The following is a 23,059-nucleotide window of genomic DNA, read 5'->3' as shown; positions in this document are numbered from 1 at the left end:
TATCCCCGACAAAATAGAATTGTCTTTTCAACCCTATGCTAATGAATTGAACATAAATTATTTAAAATAGCCCCTGTGACAATCTATATTGTGTCACAGGGGCTGTTTATGCTATTACTCAAATTTAATTATCCAATTGACTTCCTATAAACTCCACATACTCCACTAAAATATCAGCAGCCATCCCGGAAACATCTCCTTGCTCCTCAAAATGACCAACCAGCAAGTTTAACGCATCCAAATGGTTGGCAACTTTTTCACTGTCGCCTTGCTGTTCAAACGTTACCAACGCTGTCACATGCAATTGCAATTGACGAAGGGCGGTGTCGTCAGCAATTTCGCCTTCTTCATTCAGTTGATCGACGAGTATTTGCAGGCTCTCCATGGTGCCGTCAAATGCTACAACGCCGCGAACACTTGAAGAAGCTTGTTTAGCATCAGTTTCCGATGCTGCTGTGAAAGTAAGCTCTGTTGATTTCATGTCAGATTCGGGAATTTGGACATATACCGGTACATCCACTGTTTCACCCGGGTCAACTTCAACAAAGTTATTTAATACTTTCACGTCTGCATCTGCTTCTGCGAATGCGTTCACACGGAAAATATCTGTCTCTTCCCCGGTGTTTGTCACGCTAAAGTTGTACGTGCCGACATTTCCCGGTGCTGCATGTTCCGGTGAACCAGCGTCAACGGAAACACCGCGCTCATATGGTCCGGAACCATCCATGTGGCGAACAGCTACACGGTAGGAAAGTGCTCCGTCTTCGGCAACGATTTTATCCAAAATGTAGAAGTGCAGCCGGTTATGCTCGTCGACATACTCGTTGACTACGCCTTCATCTGTACCAGCTTTAAACGTTGCATCGACCAGTTGTTCCAGTGATCCTTTGGAATATTTTGCTTCTGATCCGTCAGGGCGGGTGAAGTCAACAACATCTATATCCTCTGGATGGGAGTCAATCACCCAGATGTTTGGAGCTGCTTCGCTATTTTTTGTTTTAGCCATTAATACTCCGCTATCATGCGTGAAAGAGTCATAGCCTACCCGGTCTACAACTTCAATGGTGTAGTTGTTGTACCACTCTGCACCTCGGAACATATCCGCACGCCAGTCATCTTCAATCGAGTTCGGCGGTGTATGGTCGACCATTTCGATATTGATGCCGTAAATTCCTTCACGTCCGAATTCCTCTCCTGTTGGAACAGAGCGGCTTAATATATCAGCAAAAATCGGTCCGGTTTCTTCAAGGTCATCACGGTTCACGTTGATATATTGATCCTCATCCAGAAAGCCTTGCTTGATTTTGTTCCGTAACATATGGTGCGGTGGTACGGAACCGCCTTGTGTTGCCGGGATCATCCAGCGGGTGTGTCCGCCGCCGGGACCGTTGAAACTTCCGCTGCTCATTAATTCCCAGGAGCCGGCATATGTCCGGATTGGCGGGTCTGCCTGCGGATTATTATAATTGTCCCGAAGTCCCATCAGGTGGCCAAATTCATGTGCGTACGTAGCCATTCCGTTACTTGATCCCTGAATGGAAGTGTTGCCGCTCGCACTGGACCAGATGGATTTTGCAGCAAACCAGGAAGTCCACGGCACATAGCGGGTGGTCACCCAGTTTTCTTCCAGGCCAAATTCTGCCGGCGGTCCAAATTCGTCGGTAACATCCTCAGGACCCATAAACATCATTTCACCAAACTCCTGCCATACGCCTGTTTCCGCATAGCCGGAATGCAGGATGAATATAAAGTCATAATCTATTCCGGAAGCATCCAGATCAGGCCGGGCCTTCGCGACTGCCTCGGGACGCAGACTCTTTGGATCGTATCCATCAGGCAGAAAGGATTGTTGGCCAAATTCATTCATCCCGTATTGGAATTCATTATGATCCATACGGTAAACGCCATACCCATCAAGCTCTACTTGCCATTTGCCATAAGAATTTTCCGTCCAGAAGTCGCTGATCGTACGATAATTATTTAGTTCTTGTGGTGTATTTAAGTAGTCCAGCCAAAAGTCAACAACCTCATCTTCAGGAACATTGCCGATTTGCGGGTTGCCGGCTGGATCTGTACCCGGCTCATTAAGTACCTGGAACTGCAGGTCAGGGAAGTCTACCAATACAAGTGCCCCTTTGAGTACCCTTTCCGGTTCTGCGTCTACTTCATCCCAGCCTTTTCCCGGCAGTTCGTTAAAGTCTTCCCATGTTTGATCGCGTGGAAGCATCCAGGTTTCCTCATCGATCGACTCAGGGAATTCCGGTAAGCCAGGTTGTCCTGCTGCACCTTCCGTGGATGCAAATGCAGTAGCTGGAGAAAAAAGGATAAGCGCACTTAGCAATAAAATAATCATTCTTTTTCCTAGTTTCATAGAGTCAGCCTCCAATTATTTTTTTTAGACTTAAAAACTTCTTTGCTGCTTTAACAGCGGGAATAGGAAATACAATGCAGCAGATGTTTTGCTGTACGTGCCTTAAAGCAAACCTTTGCAAGAAAAAGTGATTTAGACACAAAAAATCGATACTCATGCTGTCGGTGGCGCAGGAGTAAAGTGGTATCTTAAGCACAATTTCTATATCTCTGTTCAATCCAACTGACACCCTTTTGTCTGCAAGCAGATGGAGAAATATGGAGAAATATCCGTTATCGTCACCTCCTGATTTTCCAGCAGGAAGAAAATACAAAAACTTTCCTGCTGATAAGGGAAACTCAGTTTGTCACCTTATTTACGCGGTGATAGACTGGCATTTTTTCATTTAAATAATAGCAGAAAAGGATAGAATTTTGTTCAAAAAAGTAGAAATTGAATATATAGTCACACTTTTTGTAAATCCATTCCTGCAAAGCTGCATATTTAAGGGTTTATAGTGCTATAGCACCTGAGACGGGGGTGAATTATAGACCACATATCACGATTACGCTGTAAAAAGACCGTGTTAAACGAAAAAGATCAGAATATTCAACTCCTATTCCTGTTGGCTATTTTAAAAAATAAGGTAAAAGTCCCGGGCTGAAAAGGCCGCTGTACTGCCTGTAACCGTGTATGATATAAACTAATTTAAGGAAGCGTACCGACAAAAAGATAGAATAATAGCAAGTGCGGGGAAAGTCTCTATTCTGTCATCGGTTGTATTTTAGCTACCGTTCCTTCCTCCTGAAAATTTTGTACTAAAAAAACTTCCGGACAAATGGTACAATGGCTATTATGAAAGTATATATACATAGGAAGGGGATACATATGAAAGATCAATTTGGCAGGCAAAAGCGGTTCAGTGAAATTCTGGACCATACTTTTCAACTGTTAAAAAGCAATTTTTCAACTTTTTTTCTTGTTTGCTTAATTTTGCTTGGGCCAATCTATTTGATTGAGGCATTATTATTATTAAATTCAGGTGTAAGTTTCTTTAGAGAGATTGGGACGAGCGGCGGCAGCTGGTTTGAGGATGTAATGTCAGGTTTTGAAGAGGGGGTAGGTGTGAGTGTCGGGATGAATAATGTGATGGGACTTCTCATGATTTTTTTGGGACCTGTTGCAGCAGCTTCCATTTTATTTGGGGTACATCGCATTAAGAACGGGGAAACATTTACAGCCGGCAGTTTAATTAAACAGGCATTTGCCAGATTTGTGCCTCTGGTTGGCAGTTCTTTTATTTTGGGGGCTATATTTGTTGCCATTTTTATTGCAGTTTTTATCGTTTTTACGATCGCAGTCGGCATCATGTTTACGGATCCGGTGAGCGCATTATTCGGTGTGCTTATTCTTCTGTTTGGTATTTTCCTTGGCTTTGTGCTGCTTTTCACCCGCTGGGGCTTTTACATGGCTTCTGTCGCTTTCAAGGAAGGCTTTCCGGGCATTCCGCAAAGCTGGCGCCTGACAAAAAATAATACGTGGAGAGTATTTGGGCTGTTTCTTGTCATATTTCTAATTACGGGGATTATTTATGCAGCAATAGATGGAGTCACTGCCCTTCTCCTTGGAAACAGTGTCCTGTATATGATTATTATTAACCTGGCGACCATCCTTATCACGGTAATTAATGCAGTTGCCTATTCCGTGATTTACTTTGATCTGAAGGTTAGACAGGATGGGGATGACCTGAAAGAAATGATTGATGAGTACCAAAAAAATTAATCGGGTGATAACGTATGAGTAATCCGGATAAGGCCAGGGAAAGACTGGAAGAGATTTTAAGTCAAAGGGAATACCAGGTTTATTACGAGGAGAATAGAAACTTTATTCAGATTTTATGGGATCGTATCACTGAATGGTTCTATGAGCTGCTGGCCGAATGGTTCTCGGATCTGGATCCATCAAATGCCTTCGCAGATACATTGCTTGTCATTTTGATTGGCGTGGTCATTTTACTTGCAGTCGTCGTTATCTTTTTTGTTGTGCGTTCGTTGAGAAGAAAACAGGCGGCTCAGGCATACCAGCCATTTCAATCTGCTGATGAATTGGCGTGGTCAGTGGAAAGGCATGTAAAGGAAGCGGAAAAACAGGCAGATGCCGGGAACTATTCGCTTGGTATCAGGCACCAGTTTTTGGCGCTGCTGCTATATTTTCATGATTTGGAACTGTTAAAAGCACATATCTGGAAAACAAACTGGGATTATTTTGCCGAGCTTCAAAAGAGAGATAAACAGAGGGCGGAGGCTTTTTACGAGCTTGCCCGCACTTTTGATGAAGCTGTGTATGGTGAACAGCAAATGACTAAAGAGGAATATGAACATTACAGGGAAAATGTAAGTGAGTGGATGCAGAAAACCGCGGAAAAAGAAATGCAGGAAGTGTAAGAGGAGGCTTGGGGAGTGCAATCATCAAATAAAAAAACATGGATATGGCTGGGCATTTTGCTGGTGATGTTTATTGCAGCCGGTTATTTCCTGTCATCAGGGCATCCGCAGGAATATCCGGGTTACGTTTCCGAGTCTCCTTCCCCATCAGGAACGAAGGCATTCTATACATATTTGAATGAAAATGCCGGGGTACAGAGGTGGGAACATGAACCGGAAATGCTGCCGGGGGACGATCGTGATGAATTGCTTGTCATGATAGAGCCATTTTTTGTGCCGGATCAGCAGCAGATGGATGAATACAGCCGTTATATGGAAGCAGGGAACACGATTTTGCTGTTTAAGAATAATCCGAAAGCGATGTTTGATCTGGCTGCAATTCCGGGATGGGCAGCAGATGATGCAATAACGGTAAAAAATCAGCATGGTGATGAATACGAGGCAGCGGTTCAGTCACAAATGCGGATAGAGGAAGAAAATACGGATGAAGTGCTGCTGGAGGATGGTGCCGGTGTGATTGCACTTAAGCGATCCGTCGGGGATGGCAGCCTGATTGCCGTAAATTCTCCTGCCTGGCTTGCAAACGATAATGTAATGGATGAAGACCATCTTGAGCTTATATTCTTTCTCATGCAGCAGACGGAATACAGCAGTATCTTTTTCGATGAATATATTCATGGTGCAGGAAGCGGGCCCAATGCGGCCACACTGTATCCGCAATGGATGCTGGTTTTGGCATTGCAGCTGTCCGTGCTGACAATATTATGGCTATGGTACCAGGGAAAGCGGTTTGGCCCGGTGCGAACGCCGCGGGAAGAGGTAGTGCGTTTCAGCAATGAACAGACAGCGGCACTTGCAGCATGGTACCAGCGGGGACGCCGCTATCAGGATTCCCTGAAGCTGCAGGCGGACTATGTGAAACTTCTGCTCCAGGAAAAGTGGGGGGTTCCCTACCGGAAAACCTGGCAGGAATCGACGGAGCTGCTGAAAAGGAAGGTTGATGAAATGCCGGCGGAAGAAGTCGGTATGTTTACGCTGGAACTTACAAAACTGCTAAACAAGGAATCTGTTAATAAACAGGAATACTTGGCCTGGTCGAAAAAACTCGACCGGCTGCAACGAGAGGTGGAAGAGGAATGAACAATCAGCTAAGCCCCCTGATCAAGGCATATGAAGAACGAATTCTTGGCCAGACAACGAATCTGAGATTGCTGCTTGCAGCTATATTGTCCGGCGGGCATGTGTTAATCGAAGGGGTTCCCGGGACAGGGAAAACGCAAATGGTACGTACATTATCCAATTTGATCGGCGGGGAATTTAACCGGATTCAGTTTACCCCGGATTTATTGCCGTCGGATATTACGGGAAGCACTATTTTTAATATGAAGGAAAATACATTTCAGACCGTGAAGGGTCCTATTTTTGCCAATATTGTGCTGGCAGACGAAATCAACCGGACTCCTGCCAAAACACAGGCAGCACTCCTCGAGGCAATGGAGGAAAAGCAGGTGACGATTCAGGGGGAGACATACCCGCTGCCTGACGTGTTTTTTGTCGTAGCGACGCAGAACCCGATTGAATTCGAAGGAACATACCCGCTTCCTGAGGCCCAGCAGGACCGGTTTTTATTTAAGCTGACGATTGATTTTCCGGAGCTGGAGGAAGAGACGGCTGTGCTGAAACAGGTGCTGGGACGCTGGAATACGGATGAATCAACAGATGCTGTACTTGATCTGGCAGGATTTCGGGCGATTCAGGAGGAAATGGAAGCTATTACGATCAGTGATGATATTTTAAGCTATATTATGCAGATTGTCAGGAAGACCCGGGATAGCGAATCGATCCGGTTTGGCGCAAGTACGAGAGCTGCCATTGCGATTGCAAAAACGGCCAAGGCGTGGGCTTATTTGCTGGAAAGGGATTATGTAACGCCGGATGATGTGAAAGTAGTTGCTAAACCGGCACTGAGACACCGGATACAAATAACGCCGCAAATGGAACTGGAGGGAGTGGGCCTTGACCAGATCATCGAAGAGCTTGTGGGCCAGGTTACTGTTCCTAGATAAGGGTATCCTCCCTTCGCGCAGGCTTCTCACCATCTATTTGCTGCTGTCCGCGGCATTATTAATCTTAACTTTTACGGAAGTTTCCTGGATGTTTCTTATTTCGGTGAATGTATTATTTATCCTCGCATCTTTTCTTGATTTATTTTTCGTGCCGGGGCGGAAAGAATTGCAGGCGGCCCGGCATTTCCCGGATGAAGTGGAACGCGGTTTAGGAGTGAAGGCAGAGGTGGAAATAAAAAATGCCTCGGCATATCCGTGCACATTTCGCTTTGTGGATGATTTGCCGCAGTCTTTTGAAGCGCGTTTTCCGGTGAGAGGAATGGCTGAAGCGGGAACACTCAGCCGGATTACCTATGAAACGCGTGCAGCTGTCAGAGGAAAGTATGAGCTGAAAAAACTGTACCTCCGTTATGCAAGCAGGTTTGGCCTTTGGGAAAAACAAATGGCTGTGGAGCAGCATGATACAGTAAAAGTGATCCCGGACTTGACGGAAACGAGGAATTTTTTGGAAAACGCCCAGCAATTTTTGCTGTATGAAGGCATGAAAATCCGGAGGAATCAAAGCGGCACAGGGGAATTTTCCCGGGTAAGAAATTATGTTGTTGGTGATGACCCGAGGAAAATTAACTGGCGGCAGACGGCAAAATTGCAGGAAGTGATGACAAATGAGTATGAACCGGAGCACGGAAAATATATTACAATACTCATTGATTGTGGACGAATGATGGGAGCGGAGCTGAAAACGGGCAACCGGCTGGAAAAGGCGCTGGAAGCTTCCATTACGGTGGCAGCGGCAGCCCTTAAAAATGGGGATTATGTCGGAGTGCTGGCATTTTCCAATGATATTAAAGTCTATGTCCCCCCTGAAAAGGGGATGAATCAACTGCAGAAGATCCTGCAGTCCATTTACCATCTGCAGGCGGATGCAAAGGAATCCAATTATGCCGGGGTGATGAGTTATTTGCAGACTGTGCAAAAAAAACGGAGCCTGATTTTACTGTTTAGCGATATTCATACATTTTTACACGAAGAAAGCACACTGAATTATTTACGGCGCCTGCGGCAAAAGCATCTCTTTCTGATGATCGGAATAGAGGATGAGGTGCTGGAAAAACAGGCAAAGCAGCCTCCGGAAAATGTCCGGCTGGCAATGCGAAAGTCCATTGCCCAGCAGCAGATCCAGGTGAAGAAACGGGAGAAAGTAAAGTGGGAAGCACAAGGGCTTGTTATGATAGAAGCGAAAGAAGAAAGACTCGCAACAGAGGCAGTCTCCCAATACATCCACTGGATGAACCAGGGAATGCTTTAACAGTGCCCGGGCCGGCGCAGCATATCCTTCCCGCCGTAAAGGGTTGTCCTGCCCGGAGTTTGTGGAGCGATGTTGAAGGGTTTTGCGGGGCCTGAAGAGGAAGAGGGTGATAAAATGAACATGAGACAGTTTGTGAAGCGGCACCGGGAAGAATGGAAGCAGCTGGAAGGGTATACCGTCCATATGCAGAAAAGAGGAAGAAAGGTTACGGGTAAAGATATTTCTGCATTCCAGCGGCTTTATCAAAAGGCTGCGCAGCATTTATCATACAGCCGGACTTATTTTCCCGGGGAAGAGGTTACCGTCTATTTAAATGGGCTTGTGTCCAAATCCCATAATATATTGTATAAGGATCAGGTTACGAGCTTCCAGCAGATGAGGTATTTTTTCAGTACAAAGTTTGTCGGGCTTTTGTTGGAACAATGGAAATTTATTATCGTTGCCATGCTGCTGTTTATGTTTGGTCTGCTGGCGGCTTTCCTTGCAGTTGCAGATGATCCGCTCGCGTTTTATACGGTCATGCCGGATGAAATGGCTGGGGGTGTAGATCCGCAGCAGCTTGGGGAGGGCCTGGATTCGATCGACTCTTCCCTGTTTTCCGCGCAGATTATGACGAACAATATCCAAGTAGCGATTTTGGCATTTGCCAGCGGGATTACGCTTGGCCTTGGCACGATATTCATCCTCGTTTATAATGGGCTGATTGTTGGCGGTTTGGCCGCTGTTTATTGGCATGCCGGCATGTCTTATGATTTTTGGGCTTTCATTGTACCGCATGGTATGGTGGAACTCGCAGCTATTTTTATTGCCGGCGGTGCAGGGCTTTTAATGGGCTACAAGCTTTTTGTTCCTGGAGCGTACACGAGAAGCTATCAGTTAAAGGAGAATGCCAAACGGTCCGTTCAGCTTTTTCTCGGAACCATACCTTTGTTCATTATTGCCGGCGTGATTGAAGGCTTTATTACACCGGCTGAACTTTCGCTGGAAATGAAGTATATTGTGGCGCTTGTTACTGTGATCGGGTTATTACTGTATATTATTTGGGGTAAAATGTTATTGGATAAGAGAAGATCGAAGGAAAGTTGGGGAGAAGTGCATGAAACAGGAACAGATAGATATTAAGACACCGGAATATGTTTCCCTCGAATTCAGCCTTGCCGGCCTGGGATCACGATCGGCGGCGATGATCATAGATCAGGTGATTGTAACACTTGCTAATTTTGCACTTGCTTTATTGCTTATTTTTTCGACGAGTAATAATATATGGGTGTTATTGGATTCCGGCTGGCTGGTGGCTATTTTTCTCATTGTGCTTTTCATCATCAATTGGGGTTACTTTTTTGCAGCTGAATATTTTTTTAACGGGAAAACGATTGGGAAAAATATCATTGGAATCCGTGTTATTCAGGAAAATGGGCACAGTATTACACTGCTGTCAGCGCTGATCCGCAATCTGCTTCGGATCATTGATATGCTGCCGACGAGTTATTTTCTTGGCATTATTCTTGTTTTTTTCCATTCGAAGCATAAACGGCTTGGCGATATGGCCGCCGGAACAGTTGTCGTGCTTGAAGAAGGCAGGAAACAGCAGAAAAAGAAAACAGCGCTGGAAAAGGAAATAGAACAGCGCGGACTGAATAAAAACAGTCTATATATAGATGATGTCGCTTATAATACACTTGGGTCAAAGGAATATAATCTGCTGAGGACGTACAGTTCAAAGCTATTGGAGCTGCGTGATGCCCAGCGGAGCCAGCTCACCATAGAGATGGCAGAAATACTGCTGCCGAAAGTAGGCCTGGAAACAAAAAGCAAATCCGTCTATGATCTCGAAAATGCCTTGCTTGTGCTTTACTTAAAAATGAGAGAGGACTGGGAGTTCGAGTTGTAGAAGTGCCCGGTACTTCTGAGAATATCCCAACTGGATTGTAAAAATGCCACTGCTGATAATTTTCTCTATTTAAGTGATACTTCCATACTAAAAGGGTAAGTTATATATGAAACTTATTATGGAGGAGGCTAATTATGAGTGAGTGGTTAACGGATTTAAGAACAAGTACACCACAGGAAGGGTTTGAACTGGCTCTTACTTTGGCGAAGAAAGGGGCAACCTATACGCAGAAGGATAAAGAGGTAAGAGACGAGCTGCGTGAAGATTATACAGAAAATGCAGATAGCCTTACACTTGCTTCACAAGTAGCGGCGATTCACTTTCAGACCATTGCAGCAGCAAATAACTATTGGAAATAGAAATGGGGACAGCCCCCGGGAAGCAGTGGAACCAGCTCTCCGGGACTGTCCCCTCATTTTTACACAGATGCTTCATAGATGGATTTTACAGCTTTCTCCAGTTCCGCATTAAATTCTTCATCGGATTGGTTCACGTTCAGATCCTGGCTCAAGGCTCTGGAAAAGCTGGCGATCAATCCGTCATTTTCTTTCAGTTTTTCATTTGCCGCATCAGTGGAATATCCGCCTGAAAGGGCAACAACGCGTATCACTCTTGGATGGTCAATCAGCTCTTTGTACAGGTTTGCCTCTGACGGAATCGTTAGTTTCAACATAACATTTTCATCATCGTTGAGACTGTTTAAATGAGTAATCAGCTCGTTTTTCAGGTACTCCTCGCACTTTTCCTTTTCCGGACTGTTAATATCTACTTCCGGTTCAATGATCGGAACCAGACCGGCGGCTAAAATCTGTCTGCCGATTTCGAATTGCTGATTCACTACAGCTGTAATACCTTCAGGGTTGGCACTTTTAATAACAGAGCGCATTTTAGTTCCAAAAATATTACGCTCATTTGCACGTTTCAGCGTTTCGTCCAGATCCGGCATCGGCTTCATCATTTGTACGCCTTCCTGTTCATCCGCAAGGCCTTTATCGACTTTTAAAAATGGAACAATCCCCTTCTTTTCAGCCAGATAGTCTCCTGTATACATTCCTTCAATTTCGCGGTCCATCGTTTGCTCAAACAAAATAGCACCGAGAATATGGTCAGCATTAAAAGCAGGGGACGTAATAATTCTTGTCCGCATTTCGTGTACCAGGTCGAACATTTCCTCTTCGTTGGCGTACTGATCTTTTTCAACGCCATATAAAGCAAGTGCTTTCGGTGTGCTTCCACCGCTCTGATCCAATGCTGCAATAAATCCTTTTCCGTTTTTAATTTTTTCAAATTGCTGTTGATTCATACTTTCCACTCCTTTATTGTAATTGCCAAGGTTCATCTGCATAGCAAAATATTATTTGAAGCAAGAATCATAACTCCATTGTAGCATTTTTGAAGAAAAGGTAATAGTCAAGTGTTAAAAAGGACGAAGGGTATACGCTTTGGGCTATATCATTACTGGTAAACTGCAAATATTTTATTCGGCGGGTAAAGTATGAAAGCTTTAACTTATATCTGAATGAATCATTATTATAGCACTCACTTAGAGATAATAAATTGCTTTAAAAAAAGCTGTTCCAATGAATAATTTCAGATTTCCGGATAAGACTAAAAGAAATTGATTAGAGGGGGTTTCTTTATGAAGCGTAAAAAAGAATCAACCAATAGGAATGATAAACTAACGGCTGCTGAAATGGGGAAACTCTGGGCAACATACACGGGAAACAGCATGGCTGTTCGTGTTCTTGAATATTATTTAGCGCATACAGAGGATGAGGATATCAAAAGGGTTGTAAGAAGTGCTTTTAATTTAAGTAAATCAATGGTTCAGGATATAAAAGATATATTCATCCGGGAGGATTTCCCTGTGCCGATTGGTTTTACAGAGGAAGATGTCAACACCGGGGCTCCAAGGTTATTTTCCGATGAATTTTATCTTCATTATCTTAAGTATACAAGTAAAGCGGGGATGAGTCTCTATTCGATTGCCATACCTCTCATGATTCGAAAAGATGTCAGGGACTTTTATATTCATGTACTTAATTCCACCATTAAGCTTGTAACGGAAGTTAACGAGGTTTCAGCAGCCAAAGGTTTTTTAGTAAAACCACCCTTCATTCCTGTTCCGGAAGAGGTTAACATTGTGAAACAGCAAAAATTTTTGAATGGGTTTTTGGGCGATGTCAGGCCGCTTCATGCACTCGAAGTGGCACATCTGTATGACAGTACGGAAAATGATGCTACCAGTAAAGCGTTATTAATTGGGTTCAGTCAAGTAGCTAAAATGGAAAAGGTAAAAGACTTTTTTGTGCGTGGAAAAGAAATCACAAATAAACATATTAAAACGGCTTCACAAGAGCTGAATAGAGATAATTTGCCGGCACCTCAATTAGTGGATGACCTTGTTACTGCATCTACTATTCCTCCTTTTTCGGATAAAATAATGTTATGGCATAAAATCGATATGTTTTCCATGAAAATCAGGTCATATGCAAACAGTATGTCGCTTAATGGAAGGCGGGACCTTGGAACAATTTATGCTAAATTCGTGATGGACATTGGTTTATATTTAGAGGATGGTGCCAATATTATGATCGATCAGGGGTGGATGGAACAGCCTCCGGAGGCAGCCGATCGCAAGGAATTGGCAAAAGATTAAAATGATGTGCTGGATGGGCATGGTGGCTGGGAAAGCAGCAATCAACGGAACGAAATGTAAATAATTAATGTATGAAAAACAGCAAGTAATCCTGCCGGGGTTCTTGCTTTATTTTATAAGGAATTTACCCGGATTGAACCCATAACCGCACCAGCACACCGACAATAATGCCAAAGACACCATGGCCTGCTGTCCAATGCAGCCATGCATAACCATCCGTGGATTTGGGCGGAGTTTTTGTCAGTGCACTTAAGAAAAATAGTAAAGCACTCCCGGCAGTGTATACAATTACATAAGGAAAAATATAATGCTCCCATGACATGAGCCGGAGCAGGTAGAACAGCACAACCACGCTTGCTATACAGGTCACAAAATGAAATGCCAGCCCCATCCCCCGAATATGACTCCATTTCTTCAAGACAGGCATGTAATCCAAGTTGTAAAGCAGTATAGAAGCCGGATTGCCGGTGAGTATCCGGACAAGTTCCATGAAAAGGGATAAACCGATTCCGGCAATAATGCCAATGATTATTAATAGTGTAAACTCCGACATACTGTTATCCCCCCGGTTTTTTCTGGTTTTCACTTTTCCCTGCCGGGGTTATTGGTAAACGCTAAAGTGTAATGGAGATATAGGGATAGGAATAAGGAGTGTGGTGAATAAGCGGCAGCAGGTATCCTGCGTAGAAGGGTTAATTCATGGGTGAAATCTTAGTGCAATCAGCAGTCAATATAGATTAAAATTATTTTCTGGGCTGTCTTGATTATTATGAAAAAGGGGAGGCAGGTGAATCTGGTTTAAAGATGTTTGCAGCTTGTAAAGATTTTATATTGGAAAATCTGGCTTGCCGGGAACCTTAGTTAACAAAAAGGCCGGCTGCCCAACGAGGAGCAGACCAGCCTTGCTGCTATTCCAATTTTTTAATTAATCTGCCTGCATACCGCCATCCACATTATAAAGCGAGCCGGTAACAAAGGAAGAATGATCGGATGCAAGGAAATAAACAACCTGAGCAACTTCATCCGGTGCCCCAAACCGGCCTAGAGGAATTCCCTGTCTAATTGCTTCTGCGGATGTTTCCGGATCACCTGGTGATGTATTGTTTTGAATGTCAGTGAGCATTTGCGTGTCAATGGCCGCCGGGGCTACTGCATTTACACGTACGCCATGTTCGGCGGATTCCAGTGCAGCTGTTTTAGTTAGCCCTGCTACGGCGTGTTTGGATGCAATATATGCGGGCATTCCTGCTGAACCAATATAGGCTGCGTTGGAGGCTGTATTGATAATGCTGCCATGTCCTTGTGTTTCCATTTGTTTAATGACATGCTTTAGACCGAGAAATACTCCGGTAACATTAATCCCCATTACCTGTTCGAATTTTTCTTTTTCCAAATCTTTTATATTGGCAAAAGGTCCATTTACGCCTGCATTATTAAAGAATACATCAATTTTGCCGAATGCATCTACAGTTTCTTTTACGTAGTTCTTCACATCCTCTTCATTGGTGACATCTGCCTGTACAACTTTAATATTATTCTTATCCCCGTTTAAGTTATTTTTGGCGTTATTCAGTGCTTCCTGATTGATATCAACGAGAACAACTTTAGCACCGTTATCAAGAAACAGTTGTGCCGTGGCTTGTCCAATACCGCCGGCACCGCCGGTAATTAAAGCAATTTTGTTATTCATGCTGCATTTCCTCCTTTTAGTAATTCAGTTACCATAAGTAACTATAGTTTTATTATAGCTATAAAAGTAACCATTTTCAAAGTATCTGCTCAATCCTGGAATTTATGCAAAAGACAGTTTGTGCAGTGTTCTATGGCCCATCATGGCTTGTTTGTATATCATCATAGGCAGGACAGCATATGTTTTTTGGAAATACCCCGTGGAATTGCCCGCGGTTGAGATTTTCCAGCTGGGAAAATTTAAGGAATTACAGGGTCAGGATAAATATCTGTTTATCGTATAGAATCTATTAACAGGTCCGTCCGTTGTATCATATATGGAAATTGCCGAATATTTGTCAGCCATACTTGGTAAATCAGTAAAATATAACGCGGTAAAACAGGAAGCATTTTATCAGCGGCAGCGCTTAAAAGGAATTCCCGAATGGCGGGCTTATGATCTGGCGTATATTGCTGATGCCTATCCGGGAAAAAGAAAAGAAAGAATAACAAATGATATATATAACATACTTGGAAGGCCTGCAAGGAGTATGGATACATTTTTAAGAGATTACCGGGATAAATTCAATTGACAAACCTTTCGTGCGTAAAACTTAAAGTAGCAGTAATATAATTCCATCCCCGCTTCAACATGGGAAAAAACATGTTGAGCCTAATTTCCTGCTTAGTCTGAGAAAGTTAAGTATTAAATAAGCAATGTGCTGTAAATTAAGATAGAATGAAGTTAAATGGTGAATATTTCCGGTTACTTTATTAATTGATCCGTCAGAAGGAGGAGGAAAGGATGAACAAAGGACAAACACCGAGGCGGCCGATTATATATTATGTTCTGTTCGCTGTCATTATCATATTAGCCCTAAATGCTTTTGTCGCACCTTTTTTTCAGCAGCAGCAGCTGGAGGATGTCGATTATGGCACGTTTCTTTCCATGCTTGAAGAAGGAAATGTAGATGAAGTTGAAATGACCGAAACGAGTATATTGTATACATTGTCGGGAGAAGAAAATATGGTTTACCAGACCGGACGTGTCGAAGATCCGGGGCTGGTGAACCGGTTATATGAAGCTGGTGCTGAATTTACCCAGGAAATTCCAACAGAAGTATCTCCGTTTTTTACCATCTTTCTGTTTATGATTTTGCCCGTGTTGATTTTTATCATAATAGGTATCTTTCTTTCCCGCAGTCTGCGTAAAAGAATGGGTGGAGACAGCAGTCCCATGTCTTTTGGGAAAAGCAAAGCAAAAATATATGCAGAATCCAAATCCGATGTCAATTTTGGCGATGTTGCCGGTCAGGATGAAGCCAAGGAAGCACTAACTGAAATAATAGACTTTTTGCACGACCCAAAAAAGTTTCAGGAAATCGGAGCTAAACTGCCGAAAGGAGCTTTGCTAGTCGGACCGCCGGGAACAGGGAAAACGCTGATGGCCCGCGCGGTGGCCGGGGAGGCAAAAGTTCCATTCTTTATCATATCCGGCTCAGAATTTGTGGAAATGTTTGTCGGAATGGGTGCATCCCGGGTGCGCGACCTGTTCAAGCAGGCGCAGGAAAAAGCACCGTGTATCGTATTTATCGATGAAATCGACGCAATCGGCAAGGCCAGGGACAGCCGGGGTGTGATGGGCAATGATGAAAGAGAGCAGACACTGAACCAGCTGCTGAATGAAATGGATGGTTTTGATGCAAGCAAAGGCGTCGTTATTCTTGCAGCAACAAACCGGCCTGAAGTACTGGATAAAGCATTGCTGAGAGCCGGCAGATTTGACAGGCAGATTCCAGTGGAACTGCCGGATGTGAATGGAAGGAAAGCAATATTGCAGGTGCATGCCAAAAATATTCGTTTGGAACAGGGTATTGACTTCGATGTCATTGCAAGGTCCACAGCCGGGGCATCTGGGGCTGAACTTGAGAATATTGTCAATGAAGCTGCATTAAGAGCAGTGAAAATGGGGCGCAGCAAAGTCGCGCAGGAAGATCTGGAAGCTTCGGTAGATGTAGTGGTGGCCGGATATGAAAGGAAAAGCGCGGTTATTTCCACCCATGAGAAGCTGGTGATTTCCTACCATGAAATAGGACATGCCCTGGTAGCAGTTAATCTGGAGGGTACCGCCCCGGTGCAGAAAATAACGATTATTCCAAGGACTTCCGGCGCCTTAGGTTTTACAATGCAGGTGGAAGAAGCAGAGAAATTCTTATACTCCAAAGAAGATTTGCTGAATAAAATTACTGTCTTAACCGGCGGGCGGGCTGCAGAAGAGATTATTTTCAATTCGATTACCACAGGAGCGTCCAATGATATCGAGCAGGCGACAAAACTCGCCCGGCAGATGGTAACGCGTTTTGGCATGAGTGATAACTTCGGCATGATGGGGATGGAAACAGTAACGAATCCCTATTTAGGTGAAGATACAGTGATGCAGGCTTCTTCAGAGACATCAGCAAAAGTAGATGCAGAAGTGCAGCGAATTATTAAAAAGGCCCATGAACAAGCCAGGCAAATTCTCAAAAGCAATATGGACAAACTGCATGAGTCGGCAAAATATCTATTGGAAAAAGAAACGATTACCGGCGACGAATTTATGAAAATCGTATATGACAAGAAAGTGTGAGCTAAAAAGGCGCCCTGGTGTGAAAGGGCGCCTTTTAAATTGATATGCGGGTCTAGGGCTCCGAGTGAGGGACCTCCCATGAATAAGGGATACAGTTCATATTGCTCTCCAATCAGTTATAAATAATACAATACATCAACCGAACAATAGGGTACAGCCGGAAATAAATTTTTTAAAGTGCTTTTTTTAACGGCAGACTTGCTCTTGACAATGCCATCTTATTTTTAATATATCTTTTTGAATGCTTTTCCAATTGGATAAATAGCTTTGCATGGTAAACGTTTCAATAAAAGAAACGTCATTATATTTACATTAATAGAATTTTAAGATATAATTTATGTGATCTAATGACAGACTTTTCCTGTTATTATAAAAAAAAACAATCTTATTAGGGGGAATAATTTTGACAAAAAAGGCATTAATCCGACTGTTTGCCCTTGCCGTGCTTATATTTATGCTGGCAGCTTGTTCGGATGAACCTGAAGAAGCGGGAACAGACACGAGTGACACGGGAACAGAAGAAAATGGAGAGACAGAGACAGAAACGGCTGAAGGCTCTGAAGGCGGAGATTTAGTAATTGCAGCCTTGTCAGATGCGACTATTTTAGATCCGCACATTTCCAGTGATGTGCCGTCCGGAAATGTGCAAATTAATATTTATGAAACGTTGACAAAATTTGATGAGAACCTGGAACTGCAGCCATTGCTTGCAGAGAGCTGGGAAGCGATTGATGAAACAGTATGGGAGTTTAAACTGCGGGAGGGTGTCACATTTACCGATGGTGCCGAGTTTAACGCAGAAGCTGTAAAAACAAACCTGGACAGACTGCTTGATGAGGATCTTGCATCCCCAAGAGCTATCTTATTCAATGACATTGATGAAGTCGTAGTAGTTGATGAATTTACAGTACAAATGGTGACGGAATATCCATTTGCCCCGCTTCCTTCACACTTTGCTCATTACGCATCAAGCATGATCAGCCCGGAAGTGATTCAGGCGGATTATGATGAGGTAGAAGCCGGCGGAGACTTTGGTACATATGTGAATGAGAATCCGGTTGGGACAGGCACTTTTACGTATAATAACTGGGAGCCGGGAGTGGAAATTGTGCTTGAACGCAACGATGACTACTGGGGCGAACCGGCGAAGGTAGATTCAGTTACCTTTAGGGTCGTGGCTGAAGACTTGACTCGTATTGCCGATTTGGAAACCGGCGGGGCACATATTATTGACCCTGTCATGGCCCCCCATGTAGAACAATTGGAGAATACGGAAGGGGTACACCCTTACATTACAGAGGGAGCTACCATCACGTACATGGGATTTAATGTGGAAAAAGAGCCGTTTGATGACCCGCGGGTACGCCGTGCTATAGCAATGGCGCTGAATAAGCAGGAAATGGTGGATGGTATACTTGAAGGAACCGGAGAAGTTGCCGTAGGGCCGATTAATAGTACCCAGTTTGGTTTCAGTGATGAAGTGGACGCAATTGAGTATGATATTGAGGCTGCAAAAGAATTGCTTGCTGAAGCGGGGTATGAGGATGGCTTTGAAACAACCATCTGGACCAATGACAGTCAGGAACGTATTGATATTGCTACCTATACCCAGGAGGGTCTGACTGAAATTGGTGTGGATGTGGAAATTGAAGTTGTGGAGTGGGGTGCTTATCTTGATGCCACTGCAAATGGGGAACATGAAATCTTTATTCTCGGCTTGTCGCTTGGGACGATGGATGCAGACTACCCAATGCATATGATGTTCCACTCTGAAAACGTAGGTGCCACAGGCAACCGTACGTTTATGCAAAGTGAAGAGTTCGACCAAATGCTCTATGAGGCACGGATTGAACAGGATGAAGATACCCGCCTGCAAATGTATATTGAGGCAACAAATTGGCTGAATGAGGAGTCACCGATGGCATTTTTATATCACCCTGCCCAAATCATGGGATATGCAGAAGGGGTGAATGGATTCTGGGCTGATGGTTCCGGGTTGTATCAGCTGCGTGATGTAACGATAGATTAATTAGAGATACTAGTTAGAGGACTCGCTCCTATGTGGGCGGGTCTTTTTATGTTATGGCGGAAAGGGAATCCAAATAGTGGTAAGGGAGAATTACAATTTTAAACCGCCTTAAGGCTGAACTTCGAAAAACAGGTAAAGAAATCTGCCGTTTATGCTGAAGGATTTAATTAAATAGGTGAATGGCTGAATTTTTATTGGTAAAAGAAATAATATCCGACGGCGAGTGTATAAAAGGCCGCAGTTCATAAATTTGATACATAGGCTCTATGGGCGGAATGCCTTTTCATGTATAATGTATATAAATCTTATAGGGGGTTTTTACATGGGTCTATTTGATGGGATAATTGGAAATGCTTCGGAAGTGGACGCTGCCAAGGTAGAGAAAGAAGTGTCGGAACTATTAACTGCCAGTGAAAAGGTGGAACATGCATACAAACTGATTCGGGACCTTTTCATATTTACGAATAAGCGATTAATTCTTGTAGATAAGCAAGGAGTTTCCGGCAAGAAGACAGAATACCATTCACTGCCTTATAAGAGCATCACCCACTTTGCGGTTGAAACTGCAGGTACATTTGATTTGGATGCTGAGCTGAAAATATGGGTGTCCGGCGGTTCTGCACCAATAGAAAAGACATTTAATAAACAGCTCAATATTTATGATGTACAGGCAGTATTGGCATCGTATGTTTGTTAAGGATGCTATTTCAGTAGTTTTTGACAAACTTTTACCGCATGTTTTGCCAATGCAAAAAAATACACGCAGCTCCTTTTAACTTAAGGAGACTGCGTGTATTTTTTTCTGTATCTCTTAATTAAGTACAAATCTTCGTCCAGATCTTCAATATATTAAAGCTGTCCTTCTTTTCTAAACGCTCCTCAAATGTTCTCCATTTTTTGATCATTATTCCGGACGAAACTAATTCCCGGTCCAGGCAGCATACATGGTTCCATATTACTATTTTCAGAGAAAATATTGACAATAAAAGAAGCCCGGCTGTGAGACGGGGGAGTAAACAGTCAGCAGCCAATTTAAACAGTTTAAATTCACCGAGTATAATACTTCCTAAAAGAAATATACTTTGTTAGATAAAGTCGGGTTTTCCTCAATGATCCCGGCTTTAATTTTTTGCATACTCAAATGAGAGGCCTATTCTCCCCTCAAACCGGAGAACCGTCCCGGTGCTGCAACTTGTACACATGATTTTTCCTCTGGATGAATAGTTATAGTAAGAGAAGGTTTTGTGTAGGGGGAGAAAGAATGGCGGAGTTTATTCTCGGAATATTTGCAAGTGAGGAAAAGGTACAGGCTATACTGGCAAATCCACTTATTGAGCTTATTTTTACGGTGTTGTTTGTTGCTTTTTTTATCGCGGTTTTTGTACATCTATTTCTTTTTACAAAATTACGTAAGATAAGGAATTATTTGCGGGATACAAAACGCATGGATATTGAGCCTGTTTCTGTCTTGAAGGAGGAATTTGAACGCAAGCAGGAAACAGAAGGCTTAAAGGTGGAAACATTTGTCCAGGAGAAGTTTTCAAGCTGGAAAGTTTTTCAGATCCCCGTGGTAAGCTTGATTAAAATGATTCAGATGACTGTTTCGGTTTTTATTTTGCTTGGAGTTCTGGGGACGTTTATCGGACTGACCATGTCGCTGGGCAGCATTAATATAACCGGCGGCGATCAGCTGGTGGAAGATGTGGCAGCCGTATTGGCAGGAATTGATGTTGCGTTCTACACGAGTATTGCCGGGATGGGTTTTTCCCTGTTTATGACAATCATGATCCGGCTGTTAAATACGGAATTTATACTGACGGATATTATGCTGATAACCGAATCCAATTTAGAAAGTGAAGAGAAAAATGGGTTCAACCGGCTGATTGATGTTTCAGAAACGATTAATCAGTCCATTCTTGGTTTACAGGAAACGAACCAGGCATCCCTGCAAAGCATTGAAAAAGCATTTCATGGTTTTCAGAAATATACGACAGGTCTCGAGCAGTCGGCGAAAGATTTGGTTTTATTCAATGAAGGTCTGCATGAAAACCTGCAGGAATTTCAGGAGTTATTCCAGAATATGAGAGCAGCAACAGACGGATTTGCTGAAGGGACTGCCAGTCTGAATAAGAATTTTGACAGCTTATTTTCTTACTTTAAAAAGATGGATGGCCGCAATGAACGGATGACGAAAGCTTTTGAGCAGACATATGAAAAGATAAACGAAACTTCTGCTGCGCAGCTGAAAACACTTAGCCAATTTGAGGAGTCAGTTGAAGAAGTGAAGAGCTTCACTTCTTCTCTGCTGGAGGAACAGCAATCAATACAGAATGTCTTTGAAAAAATAGAGAAAAAAGTGACCACTTTAGCTGAGCAGATGGGAACACATAACAAGGAGTTCAAAAAGATTTTCGGGGAGGATGTAACAGGGAAACTGACAGGAGTGATCACCTATTTGCGTGAGCTTTCCGGTGATTTTGATAAAATGGGATCCTCTTTGACAAAGCTGCCGGATGCGCTCGATGTCATTAACCAGACACAGGCAGAATATAAACATTTGCTGTCGGAGCGCTTTCAGGAGCTCAAGGAGTTTAACCGGACATTCAACAATCATCTGCAAAGCCATGCCCAGGATTCGAGAAATTTTGAAAGGAATATGCAGGAAGCTACCCGCAGCTACGAGCAAATCGGGATGAAAAACAGCGAGCTGATTCAGGATATGAATGCTGTGATTGCGCAAATGGGTCACACATTTAACCAGCGGGAAAATCACTTGGAGACGAGTGTTGGCATATTAAAGGATACACTCTCCAATTATGTGTCCAGCCTGGAAGGAAATGTGGGCAATAAATTGGACCAGTTTGGCCGCTCGATGACAGATTATATCCAGCAAATGAACGAAGGGATGCGCAGTGAGTTTATGGAATTAAACCGGATCACGGAAACGAGTCAGCAAAGTAACGCCCGGTTTATTCAGCAGACATTGCAGGAGCTGAACAGGGAAATCCAGATGCTGAATCAGCAGCGGAACAGCATCATTCAGCAGCCGCCTCCAAGGAACCGTATTGGGATGAATCAAAATGAATACTAAGTACCAGCGTCTGTTTCGGCAACAGGGGGGAGGGGGATATTTTTGGCCTTCATTTACTGACCTTTTAACGACCATCCTTTTATGTTTTATACTGATTTTTATCAGTCTGATGGTCATCAAGTCGCTGCAGATTGAAGAAATGGAACGTACACTGGACCAGATTATGGGGGTGCGCGCCATGCTTGTCAGTGATCTGGAGGAGGAATTCAGTGATTCGAACCTGGGAGTGGAGGTGGATGGTCAAACCGGCGCGATCATTTTTAATACCGATATTTTATTCGAGTATAACGATGACGAATTAAATCCTGATTCATTTGCGTTTCTGGATGAATTTGTCCCGGTCTATTTGGATATCTTGCTGCAGGAAGGCTATGAAGAATATATCGCCGAAATTATTATAGAAGGACATACAGACCAGGATGGCAGCTATTTGTATAATTTGCAGCTTGCCCAGGATAGGGCATACAGTGTAGCATCCTATATTTTAGGAGAGGATTTTCCCTATAAAAATATTCAGTCCCATCTGGAAGACAAACTCACGGTGAATAGTAAATCCTATACGGATGCCCGGACGGATGAAGATGGGAATTACAGTGCAGCGGCTTCCCGCCGGGTGGAATTTAAATTTCGGCTGAAGGATGAAGAGATCCTGGACAAAACGAAGGAGATACTGGATGGGGCACAGGGATCTGAGCGCTAGTGTGATCCCTGTTCCGTTCATCTCCCTGTCTGCCGCATTTAAAAAGGTATGAAAAAACGAAGGACAGATACAATATGTATAGTCCTTTTTATTGTTTCAGCCATTCTCAATTATTCGATGGTGCCGGCCTGTTTTTTCCAAAGCATCAGGAGCGGAAACAGGAACTGTGCTCCATTCTTTTTCAAGGAAAATTGTGTTTCATGAAGCATATGCCAATATTTCT

19 protein-coding genes are annotated in these 23,059 nt (G+C 43.5%); 15 read left to right on the top strand and 4 right to left on the bottom strand.

Annotation, left to right across the window (positions count from 1 at the left end):
• Positions 1–124: 124 nt before the first annotated feature.
• Positions 125–2,371, bottom strand: a complete 2,247-nt coding sequence (locus tag GHD25_RS02595) for an FIMAH domain-containing protein (protein WP_164214785.1) — start codon at positions 2,369–2,371, stop codon at positions 125–127.
• Positions 2,372–3,238: 867 nt separating this feature from the next.
• Between GHD25_RS02595 and GHD25_RS02590 the strand changes: the two genes are divergently transcribed.
• From GHD25_RS02590 to GHD25_RS02555, 8 genes are all read left to right on the top strand, one after another.
• The gene (locus tag GHD25_RS02590; RefSeq protein ID WP_164214784.1) at positions 3,239–4,132 is read left to right on the top strand and encodes a hypothetical protein; all 894 of its coding nucleotides are present in this window, start codon (positions 3,239–3,241) and stop codon (positions 4,130–4,132) included.
• A gap of 14 nt (positions 4,133–4,146) precedes the next feature.
• Complete coding sequence (locus GHD25_RS02585) at positions 4,147–4,794, top strand: DUF4129 domain-containing protein (RefSeq protein WP_164214783.1); 648 nt, start codon at positions 4,147–4,149, stop codon at positions 4,792–4,794.
• 15 nt (positions 4,795–4,809) lie between these two features.
• Positions 4,810–5,934 carry a DUF4350 domain-containing protein gene (locus GHD25_RS02580; protein WP_240452192.1) on the top strand — a complete coding sequence of 375 codons (1,125 nt, stop codon included), beginning with the start codon at positions 4,810–4,812 and terminating at the stop codon, positions 5,932–5,934.
• A complete protein-coding gene (locus GHD25_RS02575; RefSeq protein ID WP_164214782.1) occupies positions 5,931–6,860 on the top strand; it encodes an AAA family ATPase in 930 nt (309 codons plus the stop codon). Before GHD25_RS02580 ends, GHD25_RS02575 begins: the two co-directional genes overlap by 4 nt.
• 103 nt (positions 6,861–6,963) lie before the next feature.
• Positions 6,964–8,169, top strand: coding sequence for a DUF58 domain-containing protein (locus GHD25_RS02570; protein WP_240452191.1), 1,206 nt, complete (start codon positions 6,964–6,966; stop codon positions 8,167–8,169).
• Positions 8,170–8,283: 114 nt separating this feature from the next.
• Entirely contained in the window at positions 8,284–9,291 is a 1,008-nt protein-coding gene (locus GHD25_RS02565; protein ID WP_164214896.1) for a stage II sporulation protein M, read from the top strand.
• Positions 9,266–10,060, top strand: coding sequence for an RDD family protein (locus GHD25_RS02560; protein WP_164214780.1), 795 nt, complete (start codon positions 9,266–9,268; stop codon positions 10,058–10,060). The genes GHD25_RS02565 and GHD25_RS02560 overlap by 26 nt, the downstream gene beginning before the upstream one ends.
• A gap of 134 nt (positions 10,061–10,194) precedes the next feature.
• Positions 10,195–10,419 (top strand): hexameric tyrosine-coordinated heme protein, encoded by a 225-nt coding sequence (locus GHD25_RS02555; protein WP_205601315.1) that lies wholly within the window; start codon positions 10,195–10,197, stop codon positions 10,417–10,419.
• 59 nt (positions 10,420–10,478) lie between these two features.
• Here the strand turns inward: GHD25_RS02555 and GHD25_RS02550 are convergent, their stop codons facing one another.
• Positions 10,479–11,363: a fructose bisphosphate aldolase gene (locus GHD25_RS02550; protein ID WP_164214779.1), complete on the bottom strand. Its 885-nt coding sequence runs from the start codon at positions 11,361–11,363 to the stop codon at positions 10,479–10,481.
• A 336-nt stretch (positions 11,364–11,699) separates the two neighbouring features.
• Here GHD25_RS02550 and GHD25_RS02545 point away from each other — a divergent pair, with 336 nt between their 5' ends.
• Positions 11,700–12,719, top strand: coding sequence for a DUF3231 family protein (locus tag GHD25_RS02545; RefSeq protein ID WP_164214778.1), 1,020 nt, complete (start codon positions 11,700–11,702; stop codon positions 12,717–12,719).
• A 124-nt stretch (positions 12,720–12,843) separates the two neighbouring features.
• Here the strand turns inward: GHD25_RS02545 and GHD25_RS02540 are convergent, their stop codons facing one another.
• A complete protein-coding gene (locus GHD25_RS02540) occupies positions 12,844–13,272 on the bottom strand; it encodes a hypothetical protein (RefSeq protein WP_164214777.1) in 429 nt (142 codons plus the stop codon).
• 372 nt (positions 13,273–13,644) lie between these two features.
• A complete protein-coding gene (locus GHD25_RS02535; protein WP_164214776.1) occupies positions 13,645–14,409 on the bottom strand; it encodes an SDR family NAD(P)-dependent oxidoreductase in 765 nt (254 codons plus the stop codon).
• A gap of 316 nt (positions 14,410–14,725) precedes the next feature.
• Between GHD25_RS02535 and GHD25_RS02530 the strand changes: the two genes are divergently transcribed.
• The 6 genes from GHD25_RS02530 (at position 14,726) to GHD25_RS02505 (ending at position 22,836) form a co-directional block, all read left to right on the top strand.
• Complete coding sequence (locus GHD25_RS02530; protein WP_164214775.1) at positions 14,726–14,980, top strand: Rossmann-fold NAD(P)-binding domain-containing protein; 255 nt, start codon at positions 14,726–14,728, stop codon at positions 14,978–14,980.
• 212 nt (positions 14,981–15,192) lie between these two features.
• Entirely contained in the window at positions 15,193–17,016 is a 1,824-nt protein-coding gene (ftsH, locus tag GHD25_RS02525; RefSeq protein WP_164214774.1) for an ATP-dependent zinc metalloprotease FtsH, read from the top strand.
• Between the two features lie 403 nt (positions 17,017–17,419).
• Positions 17,420–19,045 carry a glutathione ABC transporter substrate-binding protein gene (locus GHD25_RS02520; protein WP_346426764.1) on the top strand — a complete coding sequence of 542 codons (1,626 nt, stop codon included), beginning with the start codon at positions 17,420–17,422 and terminating at the stop codon, positions 19,043–19,045.
• Between the two features lie 322 nt (positions 19,046–19,367).
• On the top strand, positions 19,368–19,742 hold the full coding sequence (locus tag GHD25_RS02515; RefSeq protein ID WP_164214773.1) for a PH domain-containing protein: 375 nt from the start codon (positions 19,368–19,370) through the stop codon (positions 19,740–19,742).
• 564 nt (positions 19,743–20,306) lie between these two features.
• On the top strand, positions 20,307–22,136 hold the full coding sequence (locus tag GHD25_RS02510; RefSeq protein ID WP_164214772.1) for a MotA/TolQ/ExbB proton channel family protein: 1,830 nt from the start codon (positions 20,307–20,309) through the stop codon (positions 22,134–22,136).
• On the top strand, positions 22,126–22,836 hold the full coding sequence (locus tag GHD25_RS02505; RefSeq protein WP_164214771.1) for an OmpA family protein: 711 nt from the start codon (positions 22,126–22,128) through the stop codon (positions 22,834–22,836). The genes GHD25_RS02510 and GHD25_RS02505 overlap by 11 nt, the downstream gene beginning before the upstream one ends.
• Positions 22,837–23,059: the final 223 nt, after the last annotated feature.

Source organism: Virgibacillus aidingensis (assembly GCF_010994035.1).
In the GTDB taxonomy this organism is placed as follows: Bacteria; Bacillota; Bacilli; order Bacillales; family Amphibacillaceae; genus Virgibacillus_N.
Note: the sequence above shows the minus strand (reverse complement) of the source record. Positions and strands in the feature narration are given on the sequence as shown.

Bases quoted from the DNA above. Each gene is read 5' to 3' on its own strand.
- GHD25_RS02550 (WP_164214779.1), bottom strand. From the start codon at position 11,363: ATGAATCAACAGCAATTTGAAAAAATTAAAAACGGAAAAGGATTTATT.
- GHD25_RS02565 (WP_164214896.1), top strand. From the start codon at position 8,284: ATGAACATGAGACAGTTTGTGAAGCGGCACCGGGAAGAATGGAAGCAG.
- GHD25_RS02575 (WP_164214782.1), top strand. From the start codon at position 5,931: ATGAACAATCAGCTAAGCCCCCTGATCAAGGCATATGAAGAACGAATT.
- ftsH (WP_164214774.1), top strand. From the start codon at position 15,193: ATGAACAAAGGACAAACACCGAGGCGGCCGATTATATATTATGTTCTG.
- GHD25_RS02590 (WP_164214784.1), top strand. From the start codon at position 3,239: ATGAAAGATCAATTTGGCAGGCAAAAGCGGTTCAGTGAAATTCTGGAC.
- GHD25_RS02595 (WP_164214785.1), bottom strand. From the start codon at position 2,371: ATGAAACTAGGAAAAAGAATGATTATTTTATTGCTAAGTGCGCTTATC.
- GHD25_RS02545 (WP_164214778.1), top strand. From the start codon at position 11,700: ATGAAGCGTAAAAAAGAATCAACCAATAGGAATGATAAACTAACGGCT.
- GHD25_RS02560 (WP_164214780.1), top strand. From the start codon at position 9,266: ATGAAACAGGAACAGATAGATATTAAGACACCGGAATATGTTTCCCTC.
- GHD25_RS02515 (WP_164214773.1), top strand. From the start codon at position 19,368: ATGGGTCTATTTGATGGGATAATTGGAAATGCTTCGGAAGTGGACGCT.
- GHD25_RS02555 (WP_205601315.1), top strand. From the start codon at position 10,195: ATGAGTGAGTGGTTAACGGATTTAAGAACAAGTACACCACAGGAAGGG.
- GHD25_RS02510 (WP_164214772.1), top strand. From the start codon at position 20,307: ATGGCGGAGTTTATTCTCGGAATATTTGCAAGTGAGGAAAAGGTACAG.
- GHD25_RS02535 (WP_164214776.1), bottom strand. From the start codon at position 14,409: ATGAATAACAAAATTGCTTTAATTACCGGCGGTGCCGGCGGTATTGGA.
- GHD25_RS02505 (WP_164214771.1), top strand. From the start codon at position 22,126: ATGAATACTAAGTACCAGCGTCTGTTTCGGCAACAGGGGGGAGGGGGA.
- GHD25_RS02540 (WP_164214777.1), bottom strand. From the start codon at position 13,272: ATGTCGGAGTTTACACTATTAATAATCATTGGCATTATTGCCGGAATC.
- GHD25_RS02530 (WP_164214775.1), top strand. From the start codon at position 14,726: ATGGAAATTGCCGAATATTTGTCAGCCATACTTGGTAAATCAGTAAAA.
- GHD25_RS02585 (WP_164214783.1), top strand. From the start codon at position 4,147: ATGAGTAATCCGGATAAGGCCAGGGAAAGACTGGAAGAGATTTTAAGT.